At 41.1% G+C, this 21,028-nt stretch carries 16 protein-coding genes; 7 read left to right on the top strand and 9 right to left on the bottom strand.

Going from position 1 to position 21,028, the window contains the following annotated elements; genetic code table 11:
• The first annotated feature begins 195 nt into the window (after positions 1-195).
• Together MSTHT_RS01085 and MSTHT_RS15285 are read left to right on the top strand one after the other, a co-directional pair.
• Positions 196-2,925 carry a HEAT repeat domain-containing protein gene (locus MSTHT_RS01085; RefSeq protein WP_048166202.1) on the top strand — a complete coding sequence of 910 codons (2,730 nt, stop codon included), beginning with the start codon at positions 196-198 and terminating at the stop codon, positions 2,923-2,925.
• A 382-nt stretch (positions 2,926-3,307) separates the two neighbouring features.
• Positions 3,308-3,436, top strand: coding sequence for a hypothetical protein (locus MSTHT_RS15285; RefSeq protein ID WP_259274550.1), 129 nt, complete (start codon positions 3,308-3,310; stop codon positions 3,434-3,436).
• A gap of 1,639 nt (positions 3,437-5,075) precedes the next feature.
• On the opposite strand, the gene MSTHT_RS01080 is transcribed toward MSTHT_RS15285, so the two are convergent.
• From MSTHT_RS01080 to MSTHT_RS01070, 3 genes are all read right to left on the bottom strand, one after another.
• Positions 5,076-5,705 (bottom strand): ABC transporter ATP-binding protein, encoded by a 630-nt coding sequence (locus tag MSTHT_RS01080; protein ID WP_231588228.1) that lies wholly within the window; start codon positions 5,703-5,705, stop codon positions 5,076-5,078.
• Positions 5,706-5,850: 145 nt separating this feature from the next.
• Positions 5,851-7,056, bottom strand: coding sequence for an ABC transporter permease (locus MSTHT_RS01075; protein ID WP_048166201.1), 1,206 nt, complete (start codon positions 7,054-7,056; stop codon positions 5,851-5,853).
• 53 nt (positions 7,057-7,109) lie between these two features.
• On the bottom strand, positions 7,110-8,486 hold the full coding sequence (locus tag MSTHT_RS01070) for a COG1361 S-layer family protein (RefSeq protein ID WP_148704341.1): 1,377 nt from the start codon (positions 8,484-8,486) through the stop codon (positions 7,110-7,112).
• A gap of 299 nt (positions 8,487-8,785) precedes the next feature.
• Here MSTHT_RS01070 and MSTHT_RS01065 point away from each other — a divergent pair, with 299 nt between their 5' ends.
• Entirely contained in the window at positions 8,786-9,697 is a 912-nt protein-coding gene (locus tag MSTHT_RS01065) for an IS5 family transposase (protein ID WP_048166200.1), read from the top strand.
• A 77-nt stretch (positions 9,698-9,774) separates the two neighbouring features.
• Here MSTHT_RS01065 and MSTHT_RS01060 read toward each other — a convergent pair whose 3' ends face one another.
• The gene (locus MSTHT_RS01060) at positions 9,775-11,175 is read right to left on the bottom strand and encodes an alanine/glycine:cation symporter family protein (RefSeq protein WP_048166199.1); all 1,401 of its coding nucleotides are present in this window, start codon (positions 11,173-11,175) and stop codon (positions 9,775-9,777) included.
• A 345-nt stretch (positions 11,176-11,520) separates the two neighbouring features.
• On the opposite strand from MSTHT_RS01060, the gene ppsA reads away from it, so the two are divergent.
• The 4 genes from ppsA to MSTHT_RS01050 all read left to right on the top strand — a co-directional run bounded on the left by ppsA (position 11,521) and on the right by MSTHT_RS01050 (position 15,966).
• Positions 11,521-13,932: a phosphoenolpyruvate synthase gene (gene ppsA, locus MSTHT_RS01055; protein ID WP_048166198.1), complete on the top strand. Its 2,412-nt coding sequence runs from the start codon at positions 11,521-11,523 to the stop codon at positions 13,930-13,932.
• A gap of 137 nt (positions 13,933-14,069) precedes the next feature.
• Positions 14,070-14,210, top strand: a complete 141-nt coding sequence (locus tag MSTHT_RS14680) for a hypothetical protein (protein WP_181952215.1) — start codon at positions 14,070-14,072, stop codon at positions 14,208-14,210.
• Positions 14,211-14,217: 7 nt separating this feature from the next.
• A complete protein-coding gene (locus tag MSTHT_RS14225) occupies positions 14,218-14,376 on the top strand; it encodes a hypothetical protein (RefSeq protein WP_156149686.1) in 159 nt (52 codons plus the stop codon).
• Between the two features lie 330 nt (positions 14,377-14,706).
• On the top strand, positions 14,707-15,966 hold the full coding sequence (locus MSTHT_RS01050) for an AlbA family DNA-binding domain-containing protein (RefSeq protein WP_048166197.1): 1,260 nt from the start codon (positions 14,707-14,709) through the stop codon (positions 15,964-15,966).
• Positions 15,967-16,104: 138 nt separating this feature from the next.
• On the opposite strand, the gene MSTHT_RS01045 is transcribed toward MSTHT_RS01050, so the two are convergent.
• The 5 genes from MSTHT_RS01045 to nikR all read right to left on the bottom strand — a co-directional run bounded on the left by MSTHT_RS01045 (position 16,105) and on the right by nikR (position 20,899).
• On the bottom strand, positions 16,105-16,755 hold the full coding sequence (locus tag MSTHT_RS01045) for a MarC family protein (protein WP_374756217.1): 651 nt from the start codon (positions 16,753-16,755) through the stop codon (positions 16,105-16,107).
• Between the two features lie 550 nt (positions 16,756-17,305).
• The gene (locus tag MSTHT_RS01040; protein WP_048166196.1) at positions 17,306-18,454 is read right to left on the bottom strand and encodes a calcium/sodium antiporter; all 1,149 of its coding nucleotides are present in this window, start codon (positions 18,452-18,454) and stop codon (positions 17,306-17,308) included.
• A gap of 231 nt (positions 18,455-18,685) precedes the next feature.
• Positions 18,686-19,249 carry a GNAT family N-acetyltransferase gene (locus MSTHT_RS01035; protein ID WP_048166195.1) on the bottom strand — a complete coding sequence of 188 codons (564 nt, stop codon included), beginning with the start codon at positions 19,247-19,249 and terminating at the stop codon, positions 18,686-18,688.
• 529 nt (positions 19,250-19,778) lie between these two features.
• Positions 19,779-20,348, bottom strand: coding sequence for a GNAT family N-acetyltransferase (locus MSTHT_RS01030; RefSeq protein WP_181952216.1), 570 nt, complete (start codon positions 20,346-20,348; stop codon positions 19,779-19,781).
• 119 nt (positions 20,349-20,467) lie between these two features.
• Entirely contained in the window at positions 20,468-20,899 is a 432-nt protein-coding gene (nikR, locus tag MSTHT_RS01025) for a nickel-responsive transcriptional regulator NikR (protein ID WP_048166194.1), read from the bottom strand.
• Positions 20,900-21,028: the final 129 nt, after the last annotated feature.

Below are 21,028 nucleotides of genomic sequence, written 5' to 3'. Positions count from 1 at the left end.
TAATCCTGCCTCCTGCCTGAGAGATCTCTGATTCAAATATGATTCGTCCAGTTTTCTACTTAGTCTGTCATTTCATCATTCTTTACTGCCAGTTGAAATCTGGAATCAATAATTATAAGAGGGAATCTGCCAGATTGGATTGTAAATAAGAGCTTGCAAACAGGACGGTGTTAGAGCAGAGGTCGGTGACAATTCTTGAGTGAGCAGCCAGAGATACATAACAAAACTTTAAGTCAGGTTTCAGATGAGAGAATAGAAGCCGCAAAGCAGCTGGGAATCTTTTTTGAGGCATTTCCTGACAGGAGACAGGCTTTTGATGATTTACTAAGGCTTTGTTCTGACAGGGACAGTGCAGTCAGGGAAGAAGCCATCAATTCCCTTGTAACCGTTTTTCCGAATGTCCCGGATAAGGAATTTGTGTGGAACAAGTTCGTTAATCTGACAGCTTATCCGGAAGAAAATGTAATGAGAACTGCAGCCAGTGCTCTGGTTAGCGTTTTTTCTCTCATGCCGGATAAAGCCGTGGCATGGAGGGATCTTACCGGGCTGATAAGCTCCAGATCAAGCATGGAGGATGTAAAAAACGAAATTGTCAATTCGCTTTACTATTTGATAAAAGAAGTTCCAGATAAACAGCAGGTATTGAGAGACCTGCTTGCAATGGGAACTTCGGAGTATTCTTATGTGCGGGAGAAGTCGACTTCATTTTTGAGTCTTGTTTTCGCGGAACTGACAGATAAGGAAAAGGAAGAAGCCTGGAACGAGGTATTGGAACTGGCTACGGAGTCTGAGGATGAAAAAGTCAGGAAACAGGCTGCGCGTGTTCTTGGAACTGTTTACACCCAGATGCCGGATGAGATGAAGGATGAGACCCTTGAGATTCTGCTGGAACTTGCAGTATCGGGAAATCCTGAGGTTCAAGGGGAAATCCTTCTGGCTCTACCCTCGGTTTTTTTCCACGTCCCGGATAAGAAAAAAGCCTGGGACGATATCCTCAAGCTTACGAGAGACGAGGATGAGCATATCCGGAAGCAGGCGATTAATGCCCTGATATTTATATCTCCTGATATGCCTGACAAAAGAAAAGTCTGGGAAGATTTCCTGAGCCTGATAAAGGCGAGTGACAATCATGTAAAGAGTGTGGCAGCTGATGCGCTTATATCTTTATTCCCGGGTATGGATAACAAAGACTCACTCTGGATGGAACTTTTGGAATTCTCAGAGAATGAGGAAGAAGATGTACAGAGCATAACGGCTGACATTCTCACGAAGGTTTTTCCATATCTCTCCTTAAGAAGCGAGGCATATTCCGAACTTATACGCCTGGCTGAAACGAAAGAGAGTTCTGTGCTCCAAAAGCTTGTAGATACGCTTATTTCTGCTTATTCCGAACTATGCAAGGAACGTGAGGCAAGGGAGTGGGAAGAGATAGGAAAACGTGATCGGAGAGAGCCGGAAGAAAAGGATTTCTTCAGAGATAAAGATAAATCCGAAGCGCAGGTTAAGCTCGAAAAAAGAAGCAAGGCTGGGGAAGCCTATGAAACTGCATCAGAAAAGGGTACTTTTCTTCGAAAGAAAGCAGCTAATTCCCTGAGTTCTGTCCTCTCCGGGGAAAATGAGGAAAACGGCAGGTGGCAGATTAAAGAAAAAGGTCGTAGTAAGCTTGCCTCCGAACCTGCCAGGACTGAACCTGACAGCAGCGCATACGTACGCAAGAAAGGTATGGTTGACCTGTTTGCAGGGTCAGGCTCCATTCCGGACAGGAAAGAAATTATAAGCAAGCTCATACGCCTGGGTTCTGATTCGGATCCCCAGAGACGAAAAGCTGAAATAGAAGCTCTGCTTGCGGCTTATTCACGATATAACGGCAAAGTGCAGGATATCTGGGATGAACTTATTGAATTGACCGGGGAAGAGGACACAGGCACCAGAAGAGATGCAGCAGACCTGCTTAAGAATATCTTTCCGGCAGTAGAGAATAAATCTGCAATTTTTTATGACCTTGTCAGGCTCACTGAAAGCCAGGATGCCTACATCCGAAAAAGAGCAGCAGAACTTCTTGCTGCCGCTTTTGTTTACTCTGAGAATAAACAGACAGCCTGGAACGAGCTTGTCAAACTCGTGTCCGTTGAAGATCGGGAAGTCAGGAAAGGGGCTGTTCTCGCTCTATCTTCAGGCTTTGCAGAGGTTCCAGATAAAGGAAAAGCCTGGATGGATCTGGTAAGGCTTTCTGATCACAGCGATAGTTTTGTGCAGAGGACGGCGGTACGTGTGCTTGGATCTGCCTTTTTCCATGTGCCGGACAAAACCCAGGCCTGGAGAGACTTGAAGGCTCTTACTGACAATTCGTACATTTATGTTCGAAGGTATGCTCTTCGTTCCCTTGGAAAAGCTTCCCTCTGGAGGTCATTGAGGGCGGAAAACGAGGCAACTTACATTTTTGGGCTAAAAGAAGCAGTCAATTACTTCAAAGAGGCATCCGAAGCTTCTATAGGCTTCCATATTCCTGAATTCTATTATCATTTCTATCAGGCTCTCTTATTCATCCTTTTCAGCGACAGACCTGGCATAGCAAAAATTGAGAGCGAGAAATACCTCTCAAAAATGGCTGAAGAAATCGGCAGTGAAGATAGAGAATTGCCTGGAATTTTTGAACAGTTTGCAGAACTTCTCATACGTGCCGGAAAGCTCAGTCCAGGCGACCTGCCCGGGCAAAAGAAACTTCTTCAAGAATCTATTCAAACTTTTGATACATATTCAGCGCTTTTAGAAAGTAAGGAAGAAGAGGTTATTTTTACTCAGAAAACTGCGAAAAAAGAAAAACCTGCAAAAAAAGAATACTCTAACCTTGGAAAAGCCCTTCTGGAACGGGTTGAGCAAAAGAAGTCATCCTTAACAAAAGACCGCAAGAAAAAAAGATTCTGATCTGAGGGGAGAGAATTAATCGAGCTCATATTAGATTTCACGGCAAAGGAGGGAATCCGCAGACCAAGATATGAAAATGGTATAATCTTTCATCTTTCGGTCCGAAATTCCGGAATTATACCATTCTAAGATAGAGTAAATCTTGCTTAAAAATAGATCGCAGAAAAAGGGAAATGGAGTAAATGAACCTGGAATAAGAAAGATAAAGTTTAATCCAGTGTGAGTACCTGATTGTTTTTTTCCTTCTGTTCAGGTTATTTATAGTTTTATTCCAATTATAAAACATTAAAAATTTTATCTTTATCATTATTTGGAGGGGTATTAAACGATACATCTATGGGAGTATGATGCTCGAAAACTTGATGGCTTAAGTCTGCCACAGATGATGGGAGAACTTGAGAGAATCGGAAACGAAGGCTGGGAACTGGTATGGATAAAGGATCACATCGATGAAGAAGGGAAAGTAATCGCGATTTTCAAACGGAAAAAAAGTGAGGTAATCTCAGTATAAAAACTCTTTTTTAATTTACTACCTTTTTACTTCTTTTTTATTGTTTTTGCAGTTTTCTGCTGCTTTACTGCTCTTTACCGCTTTTGATCTTCTAATATATTCTGATGTTTAATTATCTTTCAATATTCTTACTATCTTGAAGACAATATCCTTACTATCTTGAAAAACCAGAGTAATACTTTGTTTAGAGAAAAGATTGCGTTCTCATCTGGAAATTTCTGGAAGTTCCGAACGGCACTTATCAGGTCTTGTAAGAGGTGTGGTACTGGACTCACTTATAGCGAGTTTTTATATTGTCTCTTCGCTTTTCTGGTAATTTTTCGGAGTAGGCGTTGAAGTATTTCTTGTGGAATAGGTCTGCTATGTGGTCTTGCGATGAGAACGCAAATTATACTATGTTCGCACCATATATAATATTTTTAACACATAATGTTATTTAAGCTGCCTTTTCTTAGTATAAGACTCTAATTTTTCTTCACCGACCTAACCTTATAGCATTGAACTACCCGAGTCCCGTCTCGGGAGGACGGTGCCCTTTTCGCTTCGCTCAAGAGGGCTTATTTTTGGACGGAAAATTTACTCATTTTTGCCCGATCCTGCAAGCCTTTTAACAGGCATACTTAAAAACTTAAGTGTGTACTTTTTTCTAAAAAATTAGATCACAAGCCTTTTCAAAAAACTGCTTGAGCGCAAACTTTTTCTGAAAAAGTTTGATCAAAAATCAGCGTGACGGCGTGATCGACCGGCGCAGTGGTTGCGGTTAGACAGTTTATCTTGAGGATTCTAAAATTTCTTTAAAAAAAAGAGAGGTAGCGTTCTCACCTAAAATCCTGGGAGTTCCGAACAGTGTTCAAGAGACTCACTTTTTATAGCTGGGGAAGAGGTATTGAGGTATTATTAATTCTGGGGTGTGAGTTTCTCTTTTTATCCCTTTACAGTGGAGTAATGTCTTGAAGTAGGTGTTATTTGCTAGTGGGGTATTAAAGAGATGAGAACGCAGATTATACTATGCATTTATTATATATAATATTTTTAACTGTTAATATTGTTTCATTTATCTTTTTTTGTATACCTTTCTAACCTTAGTCCAATGATTTAATGCTTATATCATTGATCTAATGGTGATATTATTACACGAATTGTGCACTAAACCGGATGAAAAAATTTCAACTATTAAACACTTGAAACTGGTTTCAGGATAGCCGGGGTTAATAAGATTCATACATCCTATTCCCTATTGGGGATATAGCCGGGTTTGACTCCAGCAAGGCTCTTGGCTCATTTCGGATGGAACTTACAGGTGGTGCTTGGTAAGTCTGGCATCAACTTTGCGCTGAAGGGCGAAACACACTTAACTTCACGGCTGTTCAGAAGATGAGGGAGTATTAGAGCAAAGTTACGGGGAATAGAATATTTGCACTTCGATATGTTAGAATGTGTAACATGTCAGGTGCAATATTTTCTGCAGCCATTTGAGAGCTCAAAGACCTCTTCACTGTGGTTGCTGGCATGGTACCAGCAAATCAATATGTATCTTTGACTTCCCTAATAGATCCTGGTACATATATTGATCTTATTCAAAGTCCAGTGTTATATAGGACATCCAGTTTATGTTGACACCCAAGCTTGTGAAGAATACTCACTCTTGAATTAGTCCATCTTTCAACCTTATTATCCTGTCAGCATAATCAGCATGCCATTCTTCATGGGTAACCATTACAATGGTCTGCCCCTGTTCCAGGTTGAATTTTTTAAAGAGGTCAAGGACTTCCTTTGAAGTTTGGGAGTCCAGGTTGGCACAGGGCTCATCTGCAAAAAGGACTCTTGGGGAGTGGGCAAGAGCCCGGGCTATTGAAACTCTTTGTTGCTGACCTCCACTCATTTTGGAAGGAAGCTGCTGCAGGCGGTCTCCAAGGCCAACTGCGGTAAGGATTTCTGCGGCTGCGGCTTCGCATTCGGCTTTACTCTTTCCCTGCATCATGAGGGAGATATAGACATTTTCCGAAGCATTGAGTTCGGGAAGAAGGGCATAATCCTGAAAGACATAACCCAGGTTATTCAGCCGGAATTTGCCTTTCTCGCTGTCGGACATGCGAGAGGTATCTGTGCCTTCTATAATGACTTTTCCCGAGTTTGGAGTATCAAGCAAGCCAAGCTGGTTTAAAAGGGTTGTCTTCCCTGAGCCGCTGGGTCCCATGATTGCAATAAATTCTCCGCGCATAATTCTTACAGTTACGCCGCGCAGGGCTCGAACCTGAACCTCCCCCATTCTGAAGGTGCGCACTATATTGATGCCCTCAATGATCGGAACCTGTGCAGGTAGGTTAAGGTTCTGGGTTATAATCTTACCCTCCTTTTCTTTTTCAGGCACAATTCCGGCTTTTGTCAGAGATTCCATTTTTTTCACCTCAGTCTCATTTCTCCCAGATAAGCTCCAGGAGGTTTTTATTTGCCAGTCTATATGCAGGGATTACAGAACCCACAACGGAAGCCAGGAAAAGTAGTATAGCGCGATTTAAGGCTTCAAGGCTATCCAGCTCCAAACTGATCGCTCCTGCTGGAACCTGCAGAGGATGGGAAACCGTGTACGGGACGATTCCATAATTCATCAGTATATAACCAAAAATCACACCCGCACCTGCATAAAGCATTGCCTGAAGGACAAAGGAAGCTATTATTACGTTTTGCTCGATCCCTATAGCTTTCTGAACGCCTATTTGTCTTTTTTTATTTACAATATTGACGTAGATAACTACAAAAATTATAACAAAAGCTATCAGTAGACCTATCAAGTTCATAATATTCCTGACCATTCCCAGGGTGTCTTCTATCATGCCCAGTATACCGGCAAATTCCCTCCAGGTACGGACATTTTCTCCTATCCCAAGAGAAAGGAGTTTTTCTCGGGTTACAGCCTCGTCCGTACCTGGGATAGTCCTGACAGCAATTTCCTGAGCCAGACCCTGGTTCTCTATACCGAGCATTTCCTCCATGTCAGCTCTGGTTATATAGGCACCAGCATCGATCATAAAAAAGAGAGTGCTGTAGATTCCCTTAACCCTGAACTCTTTAGTTTTGCCCTGGATTGTAACCTCAACCCTGTCTCCGACTTCTACACCCCCAAGGGAACGAGATTCCATCAGGCCTCCAAAGCCTCCTGAAACTTCCCTGCCCAGTATGATCTCGCCCCTATCTGATTTGCTTAAGAATTCTCCACTTATCATAGCTCCTTCAAGCCCCGTGACAAAGCTCTCATCCGTCGGGTTTACGCCGTACACAGTAGCTCCCATTTCTTTTCCCTTGTAGCGGAAGGAGCCCGATGACTTCAGACGAGCAGAAGTCCCTGTGACCTCAGGTAAACTCTCTATCTTTCTTTGCATAGCTGAAGCGTCTTCAATATATCTTTGCTCTTCTCTGGGTTCGATTACAATGTCTCCAGTCTGGAAGTCTACAAGGAGCTTGTTGAATTGTGCCGTAACTCCTGCAAGTATGGTTGAAAAGAGCACAAGCTGCACAAAGATCAGGGTCAGGACAAAGACCGTAAAGATCGTAATCCCTTTATTACCCCTGATTATGGAGCGGCTGGCAAGAAAGAAGGAGACTCTCATTTTTTCGAGCATAACAGGCATCCTTTAAGGTTAATTCAGCTTTTCAGCTTTTTTAATTCCACGTCTCAGATTTTGCCTTTCTTTTTCATATAAAAAACTATAGCTGCAAGAATGAGGACTGCTCCGAGCACAAGCGGAAGAATGTTTCCATTCTGGCTCTCCACATTGAATGTAAGATCTTCGCTAAGCTGATGTTTACCAAAGTCATCCTCATACTCAACTAGCAGCGTCACTTCCTGCTCACCTGCTTTTTCAGGGGTAAAGGTAAAAACTGCAGGGGCATCGTCATTCTTATCCAGGCGTCCAAGGAAGGCGGCAGTACTTCCTGAACCTTCAAGCCCTTCAAGCCTTGCTTTAACTGAACGGGCTTCCCCTTCTCCAACATTTTCAAGCCTGACAGTCATGGACACCTGCTGCCCTCTCACAGGCATGCCAGAATCGAATTTCAGGCTTGAGACATCGATTTTCGCCCGGTTAAGCACGTTAATCCCGATTTCCTGAACCTTGTCTATCTGGAAGGTATCGGTGTTATTCGAGGCTGTTATTCGCAGGGGGATCCTGTAGGGCTGCACATCGGCATTGCTGCCGAGCAAAAGCTTAAACGACAGGTTTTCGGAACTGCCTGCACTAAGATTCTCAAAAAAACGGACATTATCTTCCAGCGGGATCAAAGGCGAGGAGTTATTGAGGTTAATCATTACCCTGACATTTTTCGCGTCCCCATTTCCTGCATTCTTAACAGTTGTCCTGAGGTAAAACTCCTGTCCCGGAACTATGGCTCCCGAAGAGTAATTATCTCCGTTTGCAGGAAAAATTTCAGTGCCTGTAAGCACAAGGTCAGGATTTCCTTCCACCCTGATCGGAATTCTTCTCGAAAAACTTGTACCGCCCTTGTCCTTGACAGTAAATTCCAACTGATAAATTCCGGACTGAGCTTCCGGGTCCACCCTGAAATAGAAGTTCAGTTCGACTTTGGAACGCTGCCGTATCTGTTGAATCTGGAAGGTTCGCTCCATGTTAGTCCCGGAGCCGTACACTTCTGACGTGCTGTACTTAAAAACGAAAGGAGGAATTTCTTCAATCCCTATTATCACGTCCTCTGCAGGATCATCTCCGATATTCTGTATATTGATCCTTATGAGCAGGTCTTCACCCGGCCTTGCAGGGTTGGGAGTGATCTCAGATACCTCAACTCCAAGCTGTGTACTTCCGGACACTACAACTGCAGATGCTGAGCCTGTCAAAAAGACAGATATTATTAACACGGCAACTGCAAAACGAAGAGCTGATGCCTGTGTTTTATTTACAGGCATTTTATACACAGATTTTCTGTCTCTCAGCTTTTCATTATCTACCGATCCTCTTTTTGCCGGCACTTGATATATCAGTTTATGCTTCTTTTTCCCGGGGCAGGAACCTTTCTCTGGATAGGAGAGCTTCATAGGTAACAGTCCTAATACCTGGTTTATAATGTTTGCACTTTATTTGCAATCTCTGACATGTTGTATTTTTCTAATAAGCCTTTTGAAAAAAAGAGCTTGACCGAAACCGTTGCGCCGGTTTATCACCAAGCGTTGCGCCGCTTGACCACGCCGTCATGTCATTTTCGATAAAACCTTTTCTCAAAAGGGCTCTGTAGAAATCCTCTAAATTCTGTTTTTACCCAAAAATTATAAAAATAAAATTGTAAAAATGCTCCTTAATTTTTTTGTCCACACAAAAAACAAAGGAGCAATTGCTATTGTCATCAAATAAGTATATTAAATTTATTGATCTCAGTCTTAAAACGGTTCAGTCTTCCAGACTGAACCTTTACTCCTGCAAATATTCCAAACGTGTTTATACTCAACATCAGCTTCTTGTTCTTGTTTTATTGAAGGAGTATATAAGTACAGACTACCGTGACTTTGTAGAACTTGTTGACCTCATGAACAGTATAAAGGAAAAACTTGACCTTGATAAGGTTCCTCATTACACTACTCTTCAAAAGTTTGTGTCCAGAATTCCCTCTTCATTGTTTAACCTAATTTTGTCAAAAACTCTAAAACTATTTTACTCACATGGAGAAAAAGTTCTCATTACGGCAATTGATGCAACAGGATTTACGAGTTCTTATGCAAGTCATTATTATTCTAAGAGAACAGGGAAGCTCCGAAGGAGCTTCCTTAAAACTTCAATATCAGTAGACACTATTAAAAAAGTAATATTAGGATGGAAAATTAGCCAAAAAACAGATCATGATGTCAAGCATGCAAAGACTCTGATAAGACAATCAAACAAGTCAAGAAAGTCTCAATGTTATGTGATGGATAAAGGATATGATTCCGAAGAAATTCATACTCTAATAAGAGAAGAGATAAAAGCAGATTCAATAGTACCTTTGAGAGAAAGAAAAAGAAAGAGAATAAACGGAAAATATAGAAAACAATTAAACAAAGACTTTGATAAGATCAAATACAATAGAAGGAATATAGTAGAGACAATAATATCTGTTGTAAAAAGAAAATTTGGAGAAACATTAAGAGCAAGAAAGGTTAGAAATCAAGTAAAAGAAGTAAAAGTTAAACTAATAGTCTATAATATAAACAAAAAAGTAATACAATTATTATGGATTAAATTAAGGATTTCTACAGAGCCCTCAAAAGGTTTTTGATCAAACTTTTTTCTAAAAAGTTTGCGGTCAAGCCTTTTCGTAAAAGGGTTGTGGCTCAGCGGTCGCAGTGCAACAGTTTATTTCGATACCTTAGTCGTGTTTGAGGTTTCAGCTTCCAGCTTCTTAAAATACTGCCTGGTTTCGGAGGCAATTACTTTCCGAAGAGCCAGCAGGGCAATGAGGTTTGGAATTGCCATGAGACCGTTTACGATGTCTGCAAGCACCCAGATGACATCGAGAGTCAGGAAAGCGCCTGAGGCGACAATAAGGATATAAACTAGCTTGTAAGGGAGAATTCCTTTTACCCCGAAGAGAAACTCCGTACAGCGCTCGCCATAGTAATTCCATCCTAGAATAGTTGTAAAGGCAAAGCAAATTAGCCCGACTGTTACGATATAGCTTCCGATTTCTGAGAGTACGGTCGAAAAAGCGTAGCTTGTCATATAGGCACCTGCAAGTTCGCCTTTCCAGGAATCCGTTATAATCAGTACTGTTCCGGTCATGAGGCAGATGATAAAGGTATCAAAGAAAGTTCCTGTCATGGAAATAAGACCCTGTCTGGCTGGCTCTTTTACCTTTGCAGCCGCGGCAGCTATAGGGGCACTCCCAAGTCCTGATTCGTTTGAGAAAACCCCCCGAGCAATTCCTATTCTTATTGCAAGCATCACCCCTGCCCCAAGGAAGCCGCCCTGTGCAGCAGTTCCTGTAAATGCGGAGCTTATTATCAGGGCAAGGGTTTCAGGAACTTTTTCAAGATTTAACCCTATAACTAACACACAGCCCAGTACATAGCCTGCTGCCATGAAAGGCACTAAAAACTGGGCTACGGCTGCAATTCTCCTGATCCCGCCGAGCGTGACAAATGCTACAAGCAGGCTTATTACAGCCGCACTCAGGACTTCAGGAATATCAAAGGCAATCCTTGCTGAATCGACTATGGCATTTACCTGCGGAAAAATACCTATCCCGAAAAGGGATACACTTACTCCAAAGAAAGCAAAAACAGATGCAAGAACGCGGCTGTACTTTTTTTCCTTCAGCCCGTCTCTGATATAATACATGGGTCCTCCTGACATCTGCCCGTTTGCATCCACAGTCCTGTATTTGACTGCAAGCAGGGATTCGGAATACATGGTTGCCATTCCAAAAAAAGCTGCAAAAAGCATCCAGAAAAGAGCTCCCGGACCTCCGGTTTTTAGTGCAGTTGCAACCCCGACTATATTCCCAGTCCCTATAGTTGCGGACAGCGCAGTGCTGAGCGCTGCAAAGCTCGAAACATCCCCCTGCACTCCAATTTCAGCTTTTCTTGAGTTTAAAACATATTTGAGTGCAAGGGGAAGCCTGAACACCTGGATCATCCCGAGTTTCCATGTCAGGAAAATTCCGGTCCCCACAAGCAAAATCAGAAGTGGTGGTCCCCAGATAAACTGGTCTATCGCTGTAAGAATATCAAATATGTCGATACCTGCCAGTTCCATAAAGCTAGCCCCATAAGCAAGGAAACAGTTTTAGAAAAAATAGCTTTGGTTCAGTATTTGTTCAGGGATGATCTTAAACCTTGATGTCCATAATTCAGAATTTGAAAAGCGATGAGAATGAACATTTTTTAACTTTCACAAGGCAGGAAACTCATTTCTTTGATTAGCGCATAAATATATTTGGAACATTAATACATTGATAGTATCAAACATGCGATTAGGAAATTGGATTTTATAGGGAACGTCCTGACCTTAGCCGAGGTTTATAAATTTAACATGAAAGTTTAAATGTGTTGCCGCACTTTTACATTACAGTAAATAATTTTAAAAGGGGATTTCTGGGAGATGTTTGAGAAAGAAAACAAATACATCCGCTGGTTTGAAGAGACCACGATTGATGACATCCCGCTTGTGGGCGGGAAGAATGCTTCGCTTGGGGAGATGTATAGGGAGCTTACCAAGAAGGGGGTGAAGATTCCAAACGGGTTTTCAGTTACTGCTGATGCTTACTGGCATACACTTGAAGCCGGAGGTATTCTGGATAAACTTAAAAGAACAATGGAAGGGCTCGATACCTCAAACATTGCAGACCTTGCAAGAAGGGGAAAAGCTGCAAGAGACCTAATTCTTGGGGCTGGAATCCCGGATGACCTCTGGGAGGAAATTAAAGCCGCTTACGACCGCCTCTGTGAGCAATACGGGGAAGATACGGATGTAGCAGTGAGGAGTTCAGCGACGGCTGAGGATCTTCCCACAGCTTCTTTTGCAGGTCAGCAGGAGACTTATTTGAATATCCGGGGCTATCCCGCGCTTCGTGACGCCTGTATCCGCTGTTTTGCTTCACTCTTTACAGATAGGGCTATTTCCTACCGTGTAACCAACAATTTTGACCATTTTAAAGTAGCTCTCTCCATAGGAATTATGAAGATGGTCAGGTCGGATCTGGCTTCCAGCGGGGTTATCTTTACCCTGGACACGGAGACTGGTTTTAGGGACGTGGTTTTCATCACAGGCGCATACGGGCTCGGGGAAAATATCGTTCAAGGGCAGGTTAACCCTGATGAGTTCTATGTCTTCAAACCGACATTCAGGAAAGGATACAGACCGATTATCCAGAAAAAGGTAGGGAGCAAGGAAATCAAGATGATCTATGGCCAGGGCGGCTCCAAAATACTTACCCGCAACGTTGAGGTTCCCGAGGCTGACAGGCTGCGATTCTGTATCAATGACGACGAAGTGCTCAAACTTGCCGAGTATGCAATAGCCATAGAAGACTATTACTCTGAAAAGTTCGGGGAACCCAGGCCAATGGATATTGAATGGGCAAAAGATGGCATAACAGGGGAACTCTTCGTAGTGCAGGCAAGGCCAGAAACGGTCCAGTCCCAGCGGAGCAAAGATGTCCTTGAAACCTATGTGCTTGAAAAAAGATCAAAAGTCCTTGTGAGGGGCAGGAGCGTAGGCGACAAGATTGCATCGGGAAAAGCGCATGTAATTCCAGATATCTCAGACCTGCCTTCTTTTAAACCCGGGGAGATTCTGGTTGCGGATACCACAACTCCGGATTGGGAGCCTGTAATGAAAACCGCGGCTGCTATTGTTACAAACAAAGGAGGAAGAACCTGCCACGCAGCTATTGTCAGTCGGGAACTCGGGATTCCTGCTGTTGTGGGAGCAGGCAATGCAACTGAGGTGCTTGAGACAGGCAGGGAGATCACGGTGAGCTGTGCCGAAGGCGAATATGGGCTTGTATATGACGGTATTCTTCCTTTCCATAAAGACACTCTTAGCCTGAAAGACATAAAACGCCCGAAAACCAAGATTATGATGAATCTGGGAAATCCGGAAGAGGCTTTTGGTCTTTCCATGATCCCAAACGACGGGATAGGGCTTGCGAGGCTTGAATTCATCATTACAAGCTATATAAAGATCCATCCTATGGCGCTTGTGCACCCTGAGAAGATCAAAGACCCTAAAGTCCTTCAGGAAATTGAACAGCTTACTCAGGGCTACAGGAAAGAAGATTACTTTGTCGAACAGCTTGCTCAGGGAGTTGGGACTATTGCTGCGGCTTTCTATCCGAAGCCTGTTGTAGTCCGTATGAGCGATTTCAAGACCAATGAATATGCAAGCCTTATAGGGGGCAGTTATTTCGAAATGGAGGAAAGCAATCCCATGATAGGGTTCAGGGGAGCTTCCCGCTACTTCGATGAACGCTACAGGGAGGGATATGCCCTTGAGTGCAGAGCTATGAAAAAAGTCAGGGATGAAATGGGGCTTACAAATCTTATTCTTATGATTCCCTTCTGCAGGACGGTTGAAGAGGCAAGGAAGGTTATTGCCGAAATGGAGAAAAATGGGCTCAAAAGAGGAGAAAACGGACTTCAGGTCTATGTTATGTGCGAGATTCCGAACAATGTTCTCCTTATCGATGAGTTTAGCGAGTTTTTCGATGGCTTTTCCATAGGCTCAAATGACCTGACCCAGCTGACCCTTGGAGTTGACAGAGATTCCGAACTTCTTGCCGGAGAATTCGATGAGCGGGATCCAGGGGTTATGAAGATTATGTCAATGGCTGTGCAGGGAGCAAAACGGAATGGAAAGCACAGCGGAATTTGTGGACAGGCTCCGAGCGACTTCCCTGAGATTGCGGAATTTCTTGTAAGGGAAGGCATAGACTCCATTTCGCTCAATCCTGATTCGGTTATGAAAATCACTCTTAAAGTTCTGGAAACAGAAAAAGAACTGGGACCTTAATGAGGTGAACTGAGAACTCAATGAGGTGAACTGAGAACTCAATGAGATGAACTGGAAAAGTAAACTAGAACAGTTAAAATTGTCTGAAATTTAATGGAAGGAATTCCAATTAATGATCTTTACTGGGAGAGATTTAAATGTCTTTCTTAAAATATTGTCCTGAGTGCCATTCCAAACTTGAAAATAACCTTTTCGAGGGATTCCAGTACTGCCACGTCTGCGGGTACTGGACAAAAAAAGAAACTGTGAGGCTTGAACCACTTATAATCATGGAGTGAGACTGAGATGTTTGAATCTTCTGTAGAATGTGTTCGATGTGGAACACCGCTCAAAAAGCAGGTAATTGGTTCAAATGTATTTTATTACTGCAGGAAATGCGGGTGTACTTCTTCGGCTGCATTTGCAAGTGTATCTTCTCACTCTACAGCCCAGCTTATCAAATAATTAATTTTGAAAATCGGCATCCTGAAAGAACTATTTTAGAATCAGAGACTTTCAGCAAAACCAGTTCTCATAAACTCTGGTCGATTAACCAGTTTATGACCTGCTGGTTTTGCTTTAAATCTTTTGTGTTCGATTCTGGTTTTCATGCGTGTTGTTTTACGTTTTTCCTGATTCTCTTCTAATACTGTTTTTCACCTTTCCTACTATCTCTGTTTCCTGAAAATGAACTCTCATATTATCCGGGAAGATAAAGTATATTATTTAAACCCGTAACTGAAATGATAACTTCAGGAACTCCTATACTTCATAACCTTCACAATCTGATCATCTATGATTGAGAAAATAGTAAATACCGTATGCAGTGAGTATGGCCTGAGATTAACCAGTCTCTCAGAGCTTACTTTAAAAGTTAACCTGCCAGATGCAAGTCTTGAAAGAGGTTTTATTGAACAGGATAACTCCCTCTATCTTCCTCTCAATGAGGAAAGACAGGCGTTCTCTTCGCTTTCCGATGTGGAAGTTGAATTTCGGGCTTATATCCAGTTTGTACTCAATCCCGAAAGAGTAAGTGCGGAATATCTTGCAGATTTTTTCAATAATTCTCTGGGCATGAGAATTCGAAAAGCCTGGATAAGGACGGATTTTATCAGGGAATCAGAGAGCCAGTTTAACCTGCATGAGTCGGTTCTTGACTCTTTGCATGGATCAGTGGAAGCTCCCAGCCGAAGGACCAGGTTTTCAGGAGAATACGGGTTTCCTGAAACAGCTCCCATTACAGGTGGGTTTGCAGGCAGGGATTCTGTGGAGGATATATGTACAGAGCTTGATGGAAGCATTGATTTGTTTCCAGGTCAGGCAGCTTCCATTCCTGCCAGAAATTCGCAGTCCATAGAGACCGGTATCGATTTTCTTATGCACAGTAAACTGTACCTGCCTGATTTGCAGGCACAGATTAAAATCCTTGAAATTAAGGACCTCACAGAGACACTCATTTCCCAGCTTACCCTTTTCAAGCACAGGCTCTCGACTTATCCTAAGAATCTCACACACATTCAAGAGAAGCTTGAGCTTATCAACGAGGCTATCAAGCTTGCAAACGACTCAGACTACATCCTGGAATTGATCCGCAGGGGAGAAGGTAAGAAACTGGAATTCAAGTCCACCCTTCGCATGAATCTTATGACCGGCAAGCCGGATTGGAGTGTTGAACATGCAGTGTTGAAAACAATTGTTGCCTATGTTAATACCGATGGCGGCATTTTGCTTGTAGGAGTCTCAAATACCGGAGAAGTACTGGGGATCGAAAGCGATAATTTCCTCAATGAAGACAAGTTTCTCCTCCATTTCAAACAGCTCCTCAAACAGCACATAGGTCTTGCTTATGCTTCACTTATCGATTATGCTCTTGTACCTGTTAACGGCAAGAAAATCCTGAAGATAGACTGTCAAAAGAGTGACGACCCTGTGTTTTTAAAATCAGGCAAAGAAGAAGAATTTTATATCCGGATAGGCCCCTCCAGCGAAAGACTCACAGGCAGTGACTTGCTTGAGTACGTTAACCGGCGGTATGGTAGAAGCCGAATTAACTGAGAGATCACGTTGAGAATCGGCTGTAGAAACTTGATTTTGAGAAAACGGTTGGTAGAGACTTAACTTAGGAATCTCCTGACTTCTGAGGCTATCAGTTCTTTCAAATGCCGGTTTTTTACTTACCTTTCTAGATTGTACTTAATTTGTTAAATTAAAAATATTTATTAGTCCTGTTGAAGTCAGGTCTACTGCAAGGGCTGCAAGCAGAAGTCCCATAAGCCTTGTAAAGACCAGCATTCCGTTATATCCTATTAACTCATGAATTCTTCTTGAGAAAAGGAAGATATACAGACAAAGTACAAATGTCAGTATAATCGATACAAGAATTATTATTTTTTGCTCGAGACTTGCTGTACTTTCCATCAGGACAATTACAGTGCTGATAGTACCCGGGCCTGTCAGAAGCGGGAGACCTATAGGAAAGATCCAGATATCTGCGCGTTCCTGAGACTCTGAGATCTCTTCATCGGTTATGCTTTCTCTTGAAATCTTCGCATGCATCATATCAAAGGCAATGCTGAAGAGTAGGAGCCCACCTGCAACCCGCAGTGAATCGACGCTAATGCTAAAGAGATTAAGTATTACACTTCCTGTTATTGCAAAAAAGAGGGCAATTGAACATGCAAGTGTAACTGATTTTTTTGCAATCTCGTTCTTCTCGTCACGAGTCATTTTGCTGGTCAGGGAAATGAAAGTTACTACCCCACTTATTGGGCTAACAACTACGAAGATAGATGTAAACATATAGATGAAGAACATAACGTTGCCAGTTATCATCTCAGTTATCATCTTTCTTCACTGCCCTTTTAATATTCTCGAATATAATTTTATTCTGTTATGTATTTACTTACTGAAATTCTGTTGTCTCGTTTTAAGCCAGTTTTTATACATCATGCATGCTCCTGCAGCGTGTTCCAGAATTCCGATGTGCCAGTCAGCATATAGACAGATATCCCCCATTATTTGTATAACATTTATGAGAAAATAATAAAGACATGGAACAGATATAAAGATATCCTGAAAACAGATTAATTGAAATAAGATATAATGAATTTAAATAAGACATAATGAATCAAAATGCAGAGTGATTCAATCTGGATAAAAACGCAGAATGATTCGAATCTGGATAAAAACGCAGAATAATTCAATTTGGATAAATAAAGTGCGGCTTTATTAACCGCCATCATAATTATCGAGCTGTTATCCCGCATGTATCATAAAATTAAAAGCAGCTTTTATTGATAACAGCTTTTGCCCGCAATTTCTGAGCCTGCTGGATTTCTATCTTTTAACCCTTAATCTCTATATCTTCCTGGGCATACACTTAGAATGGCACTTCTTACCCCATACCTACGATCCTTATCATGAAGCCTAAATAAAGAAGGAGCATGACAAATCCCTCTAAGCGTTTTACTTTCCAGCCCGTTCGGATAAATAAGAGGAACAGGGTGCTTATTATCAGCAAAAACGGTGCTACGTAATAAATGTCGATGCTGGTTGTCATTATAGGATGGACAAGCCCTGAACAGCCTAGAATCAAAAGTATATTCGAAATATTTGATCCTATTACATTTCCAAGGGCAATTCCACCGTAATCGCTCCGCGCTGCCGAGACAGTTACCATAAGTTCTGGAATTGATGTCCCAACCGCAACAAGGCTGATCCCTATAATTGTCTCCGGAACATCGAGCAGCAGAGCAAAGAAGATTGCCTCTTCAACAAAGTAATTTGCCCCAATTATGATTGCAGCTAAGCTTGCAATAAGCTTGAAGAATTCTGTTAAAAGGCTGGTTTCTTGAAGATGTTCTTCTGTAACATCGATATCAATATCTTCATATTCCTCGGTTACGGATTCGGTCTCTGATTCGGTTATAGTTCTCTTTTCGGTTCCGTTTTTCCTTTCAGTTTTGTTTACTGCTCCCTGCTTTTCTTCTCGGGACTTCCGGGCCTGGAGGTTAATTCTTGATATTAGATCAAAAATATATTCGAATTTGATTATATAAATCATAAAATCTTTAAAATAAATATCCCCTTCGTGCTTTTTCACTTTTTCAAACAGGAACAAAAGATAGATGAGGTATAATAAAATAAAAATTAAGGCTTCTAGCCTCGAAATTTTAAAGTCAAGCATAAAAAGGAAAAGAAGAAAAGAAGAGAATAACATTATATAGCCGTCCCTTCTCAGCATGACTTCTTCAGTTCTGATATTCATCAGGAGAGCAGCCGTACCAGCAATCAGCCCTATATTTGCAATGTTTGACCCAAGTATATTGCCCATGATTATTCCGCTTGCCTGCTGAAAAGATGCCGCAAGGGAGGATGCAAGTTCAGGTATCGACGTGCCTATAGATACAAGAGTCAATCCTATTACGAATTCGGATACGCCGAACCTTCTTGCAATTCGGGATGAAGTTAATACGAAAAGGTCTGCTCCTCTTACGAGCAATACTAGCCCGGCAAGAAATACAAGAATATTAATTACAGGCACATTGAAATGTGTGCCCGAGATTTATTTAAACATATCCCAAAGCATAAAGTTGGTATGAGCAGAACTTAATAATCTGAAAATGTAGGCGAGAAAAATATGAAAAATCAAAATTATCTCACTTAATACTGTACATAGATCGGTTTATTAGTAAAAACCAGAAAGTTAGGAAATATCCTAAGAAAGTAAGGAAAATTTGCCAGAGCAGAAAAACAGGTCACGCAGGGAAAAGCTTCAAGCGAGTCTCAACCCCATCTGATAACATTTTTCATTCTGGCCGCATATGTTTTCTACCTGTTTAATTATGCGAAAGCCAGTTTTTTCGTATAATCTTATAGCAGGAAGATTATTTACATTGACATATAAGAGAATGACGGATATTCCGTTTACCTTCATTTCTTCAATGCTGCCCTTTAATAATCTCTCAGCAAACCCTCTGCCTCTAAAATTTTTATCCGTTGCAATTGAGGATATTACGGATTGTTTCTCAAAGCCTCTGAGAGAAAGTACAGGTTTCAGGTAGTAAACACAGTAGCCCACAATTTTATCCTTGTTCTTGATGACGTAAAAAATATTTCTTGACTTTTTAGAATATTTTATCAGTTTTTCCTCATTCCCGTTTTCAAATCCATCAAGCTGGATTCTAAGAACATCAGGAAGCATGGAGTCCTCAAATGACACAATATCTTTTTTTTCTATCAGCTTCCATTGTTTTACAAGAAGACTGCCAGCGGTATCTTGCAGTAGCCTCTTAAAAAAGTATATAACTGATCTAGTGTGAATTTTTGTAAGATCCATAGGATCACCTTAGAATAAAAAGCTGATTTCATCAGCTTTAAAAATTTTTTAATTCGGAACCATTAAAATTATTACCTCCGAGGCAACAGAAGTTCCCTATAGCCGGGCAATTAGACATATATAGATAATTCAATCTTTATTAAATATATCTTTTAACAAAATTTTCCCAAATATCGTCATGAAAGAGAGAAAATCCAGGTAAAAAATGTTATATCAGGTAAAAAGACATTTGAATAAAATCATTTCCCCATAGCTACTTATTCATCTAAAAGTTAGTAAATCCAGGTAAAAAATGTTATATCAGGTAAAAAGACATTTGAATAAAATCATTTCCCCATAGCTACTTATTCATCTAAAAGTTAGTATCAAGAAGTTTGAGAAATATTGCGGAAGCGATAAAAATCAGGGAATGATGAAGATAAGAGAGTTATGAAGATCAGAGAATGATGAGGATGAAAGAGTTATGAAGATAAGGGAATGATGAAGATAAGAGAGTTATGAAGATAAAGGAATTATAGATAGCCTGAGATTAAAGAATTTTCAATTCCATCTCATAACATGTCTCTTTAAGTCCGCATATGTCTTTTATTTCATTAGTCGTCTTGAAGCCTACTTTTTCGTATAACTTTATAGCAGGAATATTATTTACGTTGACATATAAAAGAATTGAAGTTATTCCATTTACTCCCATTTCTCTGGCACTTTCTCTTAAGAGTTTTTCACCATAACCTTTTCTTCTAAATTCCTTATCAATTGAAATTGAGTAAATTACAGACTTTTTCTTAATTCCCTTTAGAGACAGGACAGGCTTTATATAATATATGCAGTAACCTACAACTCTGTCCTGGTCCAGTACCACGTAAAAGATTTTCCTCAGTCGTTTTGAGTATCGCCTGATACCATTACGGCTTTTAGTCTCAAAGCCTTCTGCCTGAATTCGGATAATCTCAGGAAGCATGGAATCCTCTATAGATACAACATTTTCTTTTTCTACCTGTCTCCATTTCCTTATGCATAAAGTGGAAATAATATCCCGCACCAATCTCTCAAAACTAATCAGATACACATTTAAAGTGAAATGAACTTTTGTCAGATCCATGCAGATCACTTTTAGTCAAATTGACAATTAGCAAATCTATTTCTTGTTAATTCTTAGATCTCACATCCCGTGAATTGAAAATAAAATATGCTTCGAACTATTTCAGGACTGGAAGGCTTTTAAGACGTCTTTTCAATTTTTTCTATAGGGACAGTCATTAGTCTGGAGTGCTTCACTCCTTTTAAACTTAAGATTTTTTCAGCCAGCTCTACAATTTTCTCCCCTTCGCCCTGCAAAATTATCACTTCAAAACAGGAGTTTGGCTCAATATGGAAACGTACTGAGGAGTTTATCAGATCCATGTTTTCATGTTGAATTTCTGCCAGCTCGTTCGATACCCCTGTTTTTGAGCAATCGTATACAATCGAAATCGTTGCAACTCTTCTGCCCCTTATCTGCTGCATCCACTCATAGTGCTGGTTGTATATCCTTATGGAATCCCTTATTCCTTCAGACCGAGATGAATAACCTCTCTTCAGAAGAGTTTTATCAAATTTGTCCAGAAGTTCCCTGGGCAGGGAAATTCCTATTCTCATGAGCTTCTTTTCCATATACCCTCTCTTGGAAACGGAAACTTTCTGTTAAGTATCCTCACAGTCCGGCTGATAAAATATAAAAGGATACTTAACGAGAAAATAAATATCACATTCCCGAATTCCCCAAATTATACCCTGAATTAT

It is taken from the genome of Methanosarcina thermophila TM-1, from assembly GCF_000969885.1.
In the GTDB taxonomy this organism is placed as follows: domain Archaea; phylum Halobacteriota; class Methanosarcinia; order Methanosarcinales; family Methanosarcinaceae; genus Methanosarcina; species Methanosarcina thermophila.
This window is presented reverse-complemented; position numbering and strand designations above follow the sequence as displayed.

What these genes read in the sequence shown, in the direction of transcription:
- MSTHT_RS15285 (WP_259274550.1), top strand. Translation starts at nt 3,308, where the DNA reads ATGATGGGAGAACTTGAGAGAATCGGAAACGAAGGCTGGGAACTGGTA.
- MSTHT_RS01080 (WP_231588228.1), bottom strand. Translation starts at nt 5,705, where the DNA reads ATGGGGGAGGTTCAGGTTCGAGCCCTGCGCGGCGTAACTGTAAGAATT.
- MSTHT_RS01075 (WP_048166201.1), bottom strand. Translation starts at nt 7,056, where the DNA reads ATGCTCGAAAAAATGAGAGTCTCCTTCTTTCTTGCCAGCCGCTCCATA.
- MSTHT_RS01070 (WP_148704341.1), bottom strand. Translation starts at nt 8,486, where the DNA reads ATGAAGCTCTCCTATCCAGAGAAAGGTTCCTGCCCCGGGAAAAAGAAG.
- MSTHT_RS01060 (WP_048166199.1), bottom strand. Translation starts at nt 11,175, where the DNA reads ATGGAACTGGCAGGTATCGACATATTTGATATTCTTACAGCGATAGAC.
- ppsA (WP_048166198.1), top strand. Translation starts at nt 11,521, where the DNA reads ATGTTTGAGAAAGAAAACAAATACATCCGCTGGTTTGAAGAGACCACG.
- MSTHT_RS14680 (WP_181952215.1), top strand. Translation starts at nt 14,070, where the DNA reads ATGTCTTTCTTAAAATATTGTCCTGAGTGCCATTCCAAACTTGAAAAT.
- MSTHT_RS14225 (WP_156149686.1), top strand. Translation starts at nt 14,218, where the DNA reads ATGTTTGAATCTTCTGTAGAATGTGTTCGATGTGGAACACCGCTCAAA.
- MSTHT_RS01050 (WP_048166197.1), top strand. Translation starts at nt 14,707, where the DNA reads ATGATTGAGAAAATAGTAAATACCGTATGCAGTGAGTATGGCCTGAGA.
- MSTHT_RS01045 (WP_374756217.1), bottom strand. Translation starts at nt 16,755, where the DNA reads ATGATAACTGAGATGATAACTGGCAACGTTATGTTCTTCATCTATATG.
- MSTHT_RS01035 (WP_048166195.1), bottom strand. Translation starts at nt 19,249, where the DNA reads ATGGATCTTACAAAAATTCACACTAGATCAGTTATATACTTTTTTAAG.
- MSTHT_RS01030 (WP_181952216.1), bottom strand. Translation starts at nt 20,348, where the DNA reads ATGGATCTGACAAAAGTTCATTTCACTTTAAATGTGTATCTGATTAGT.
- nikR (WP_048166194.1), bottom strand. Translation starts at nt 20,899, where the DNA reads ATGGAAAAGAAGCTCATGAGAATAGGAATTTCCCTGCCCAGGGAACTT.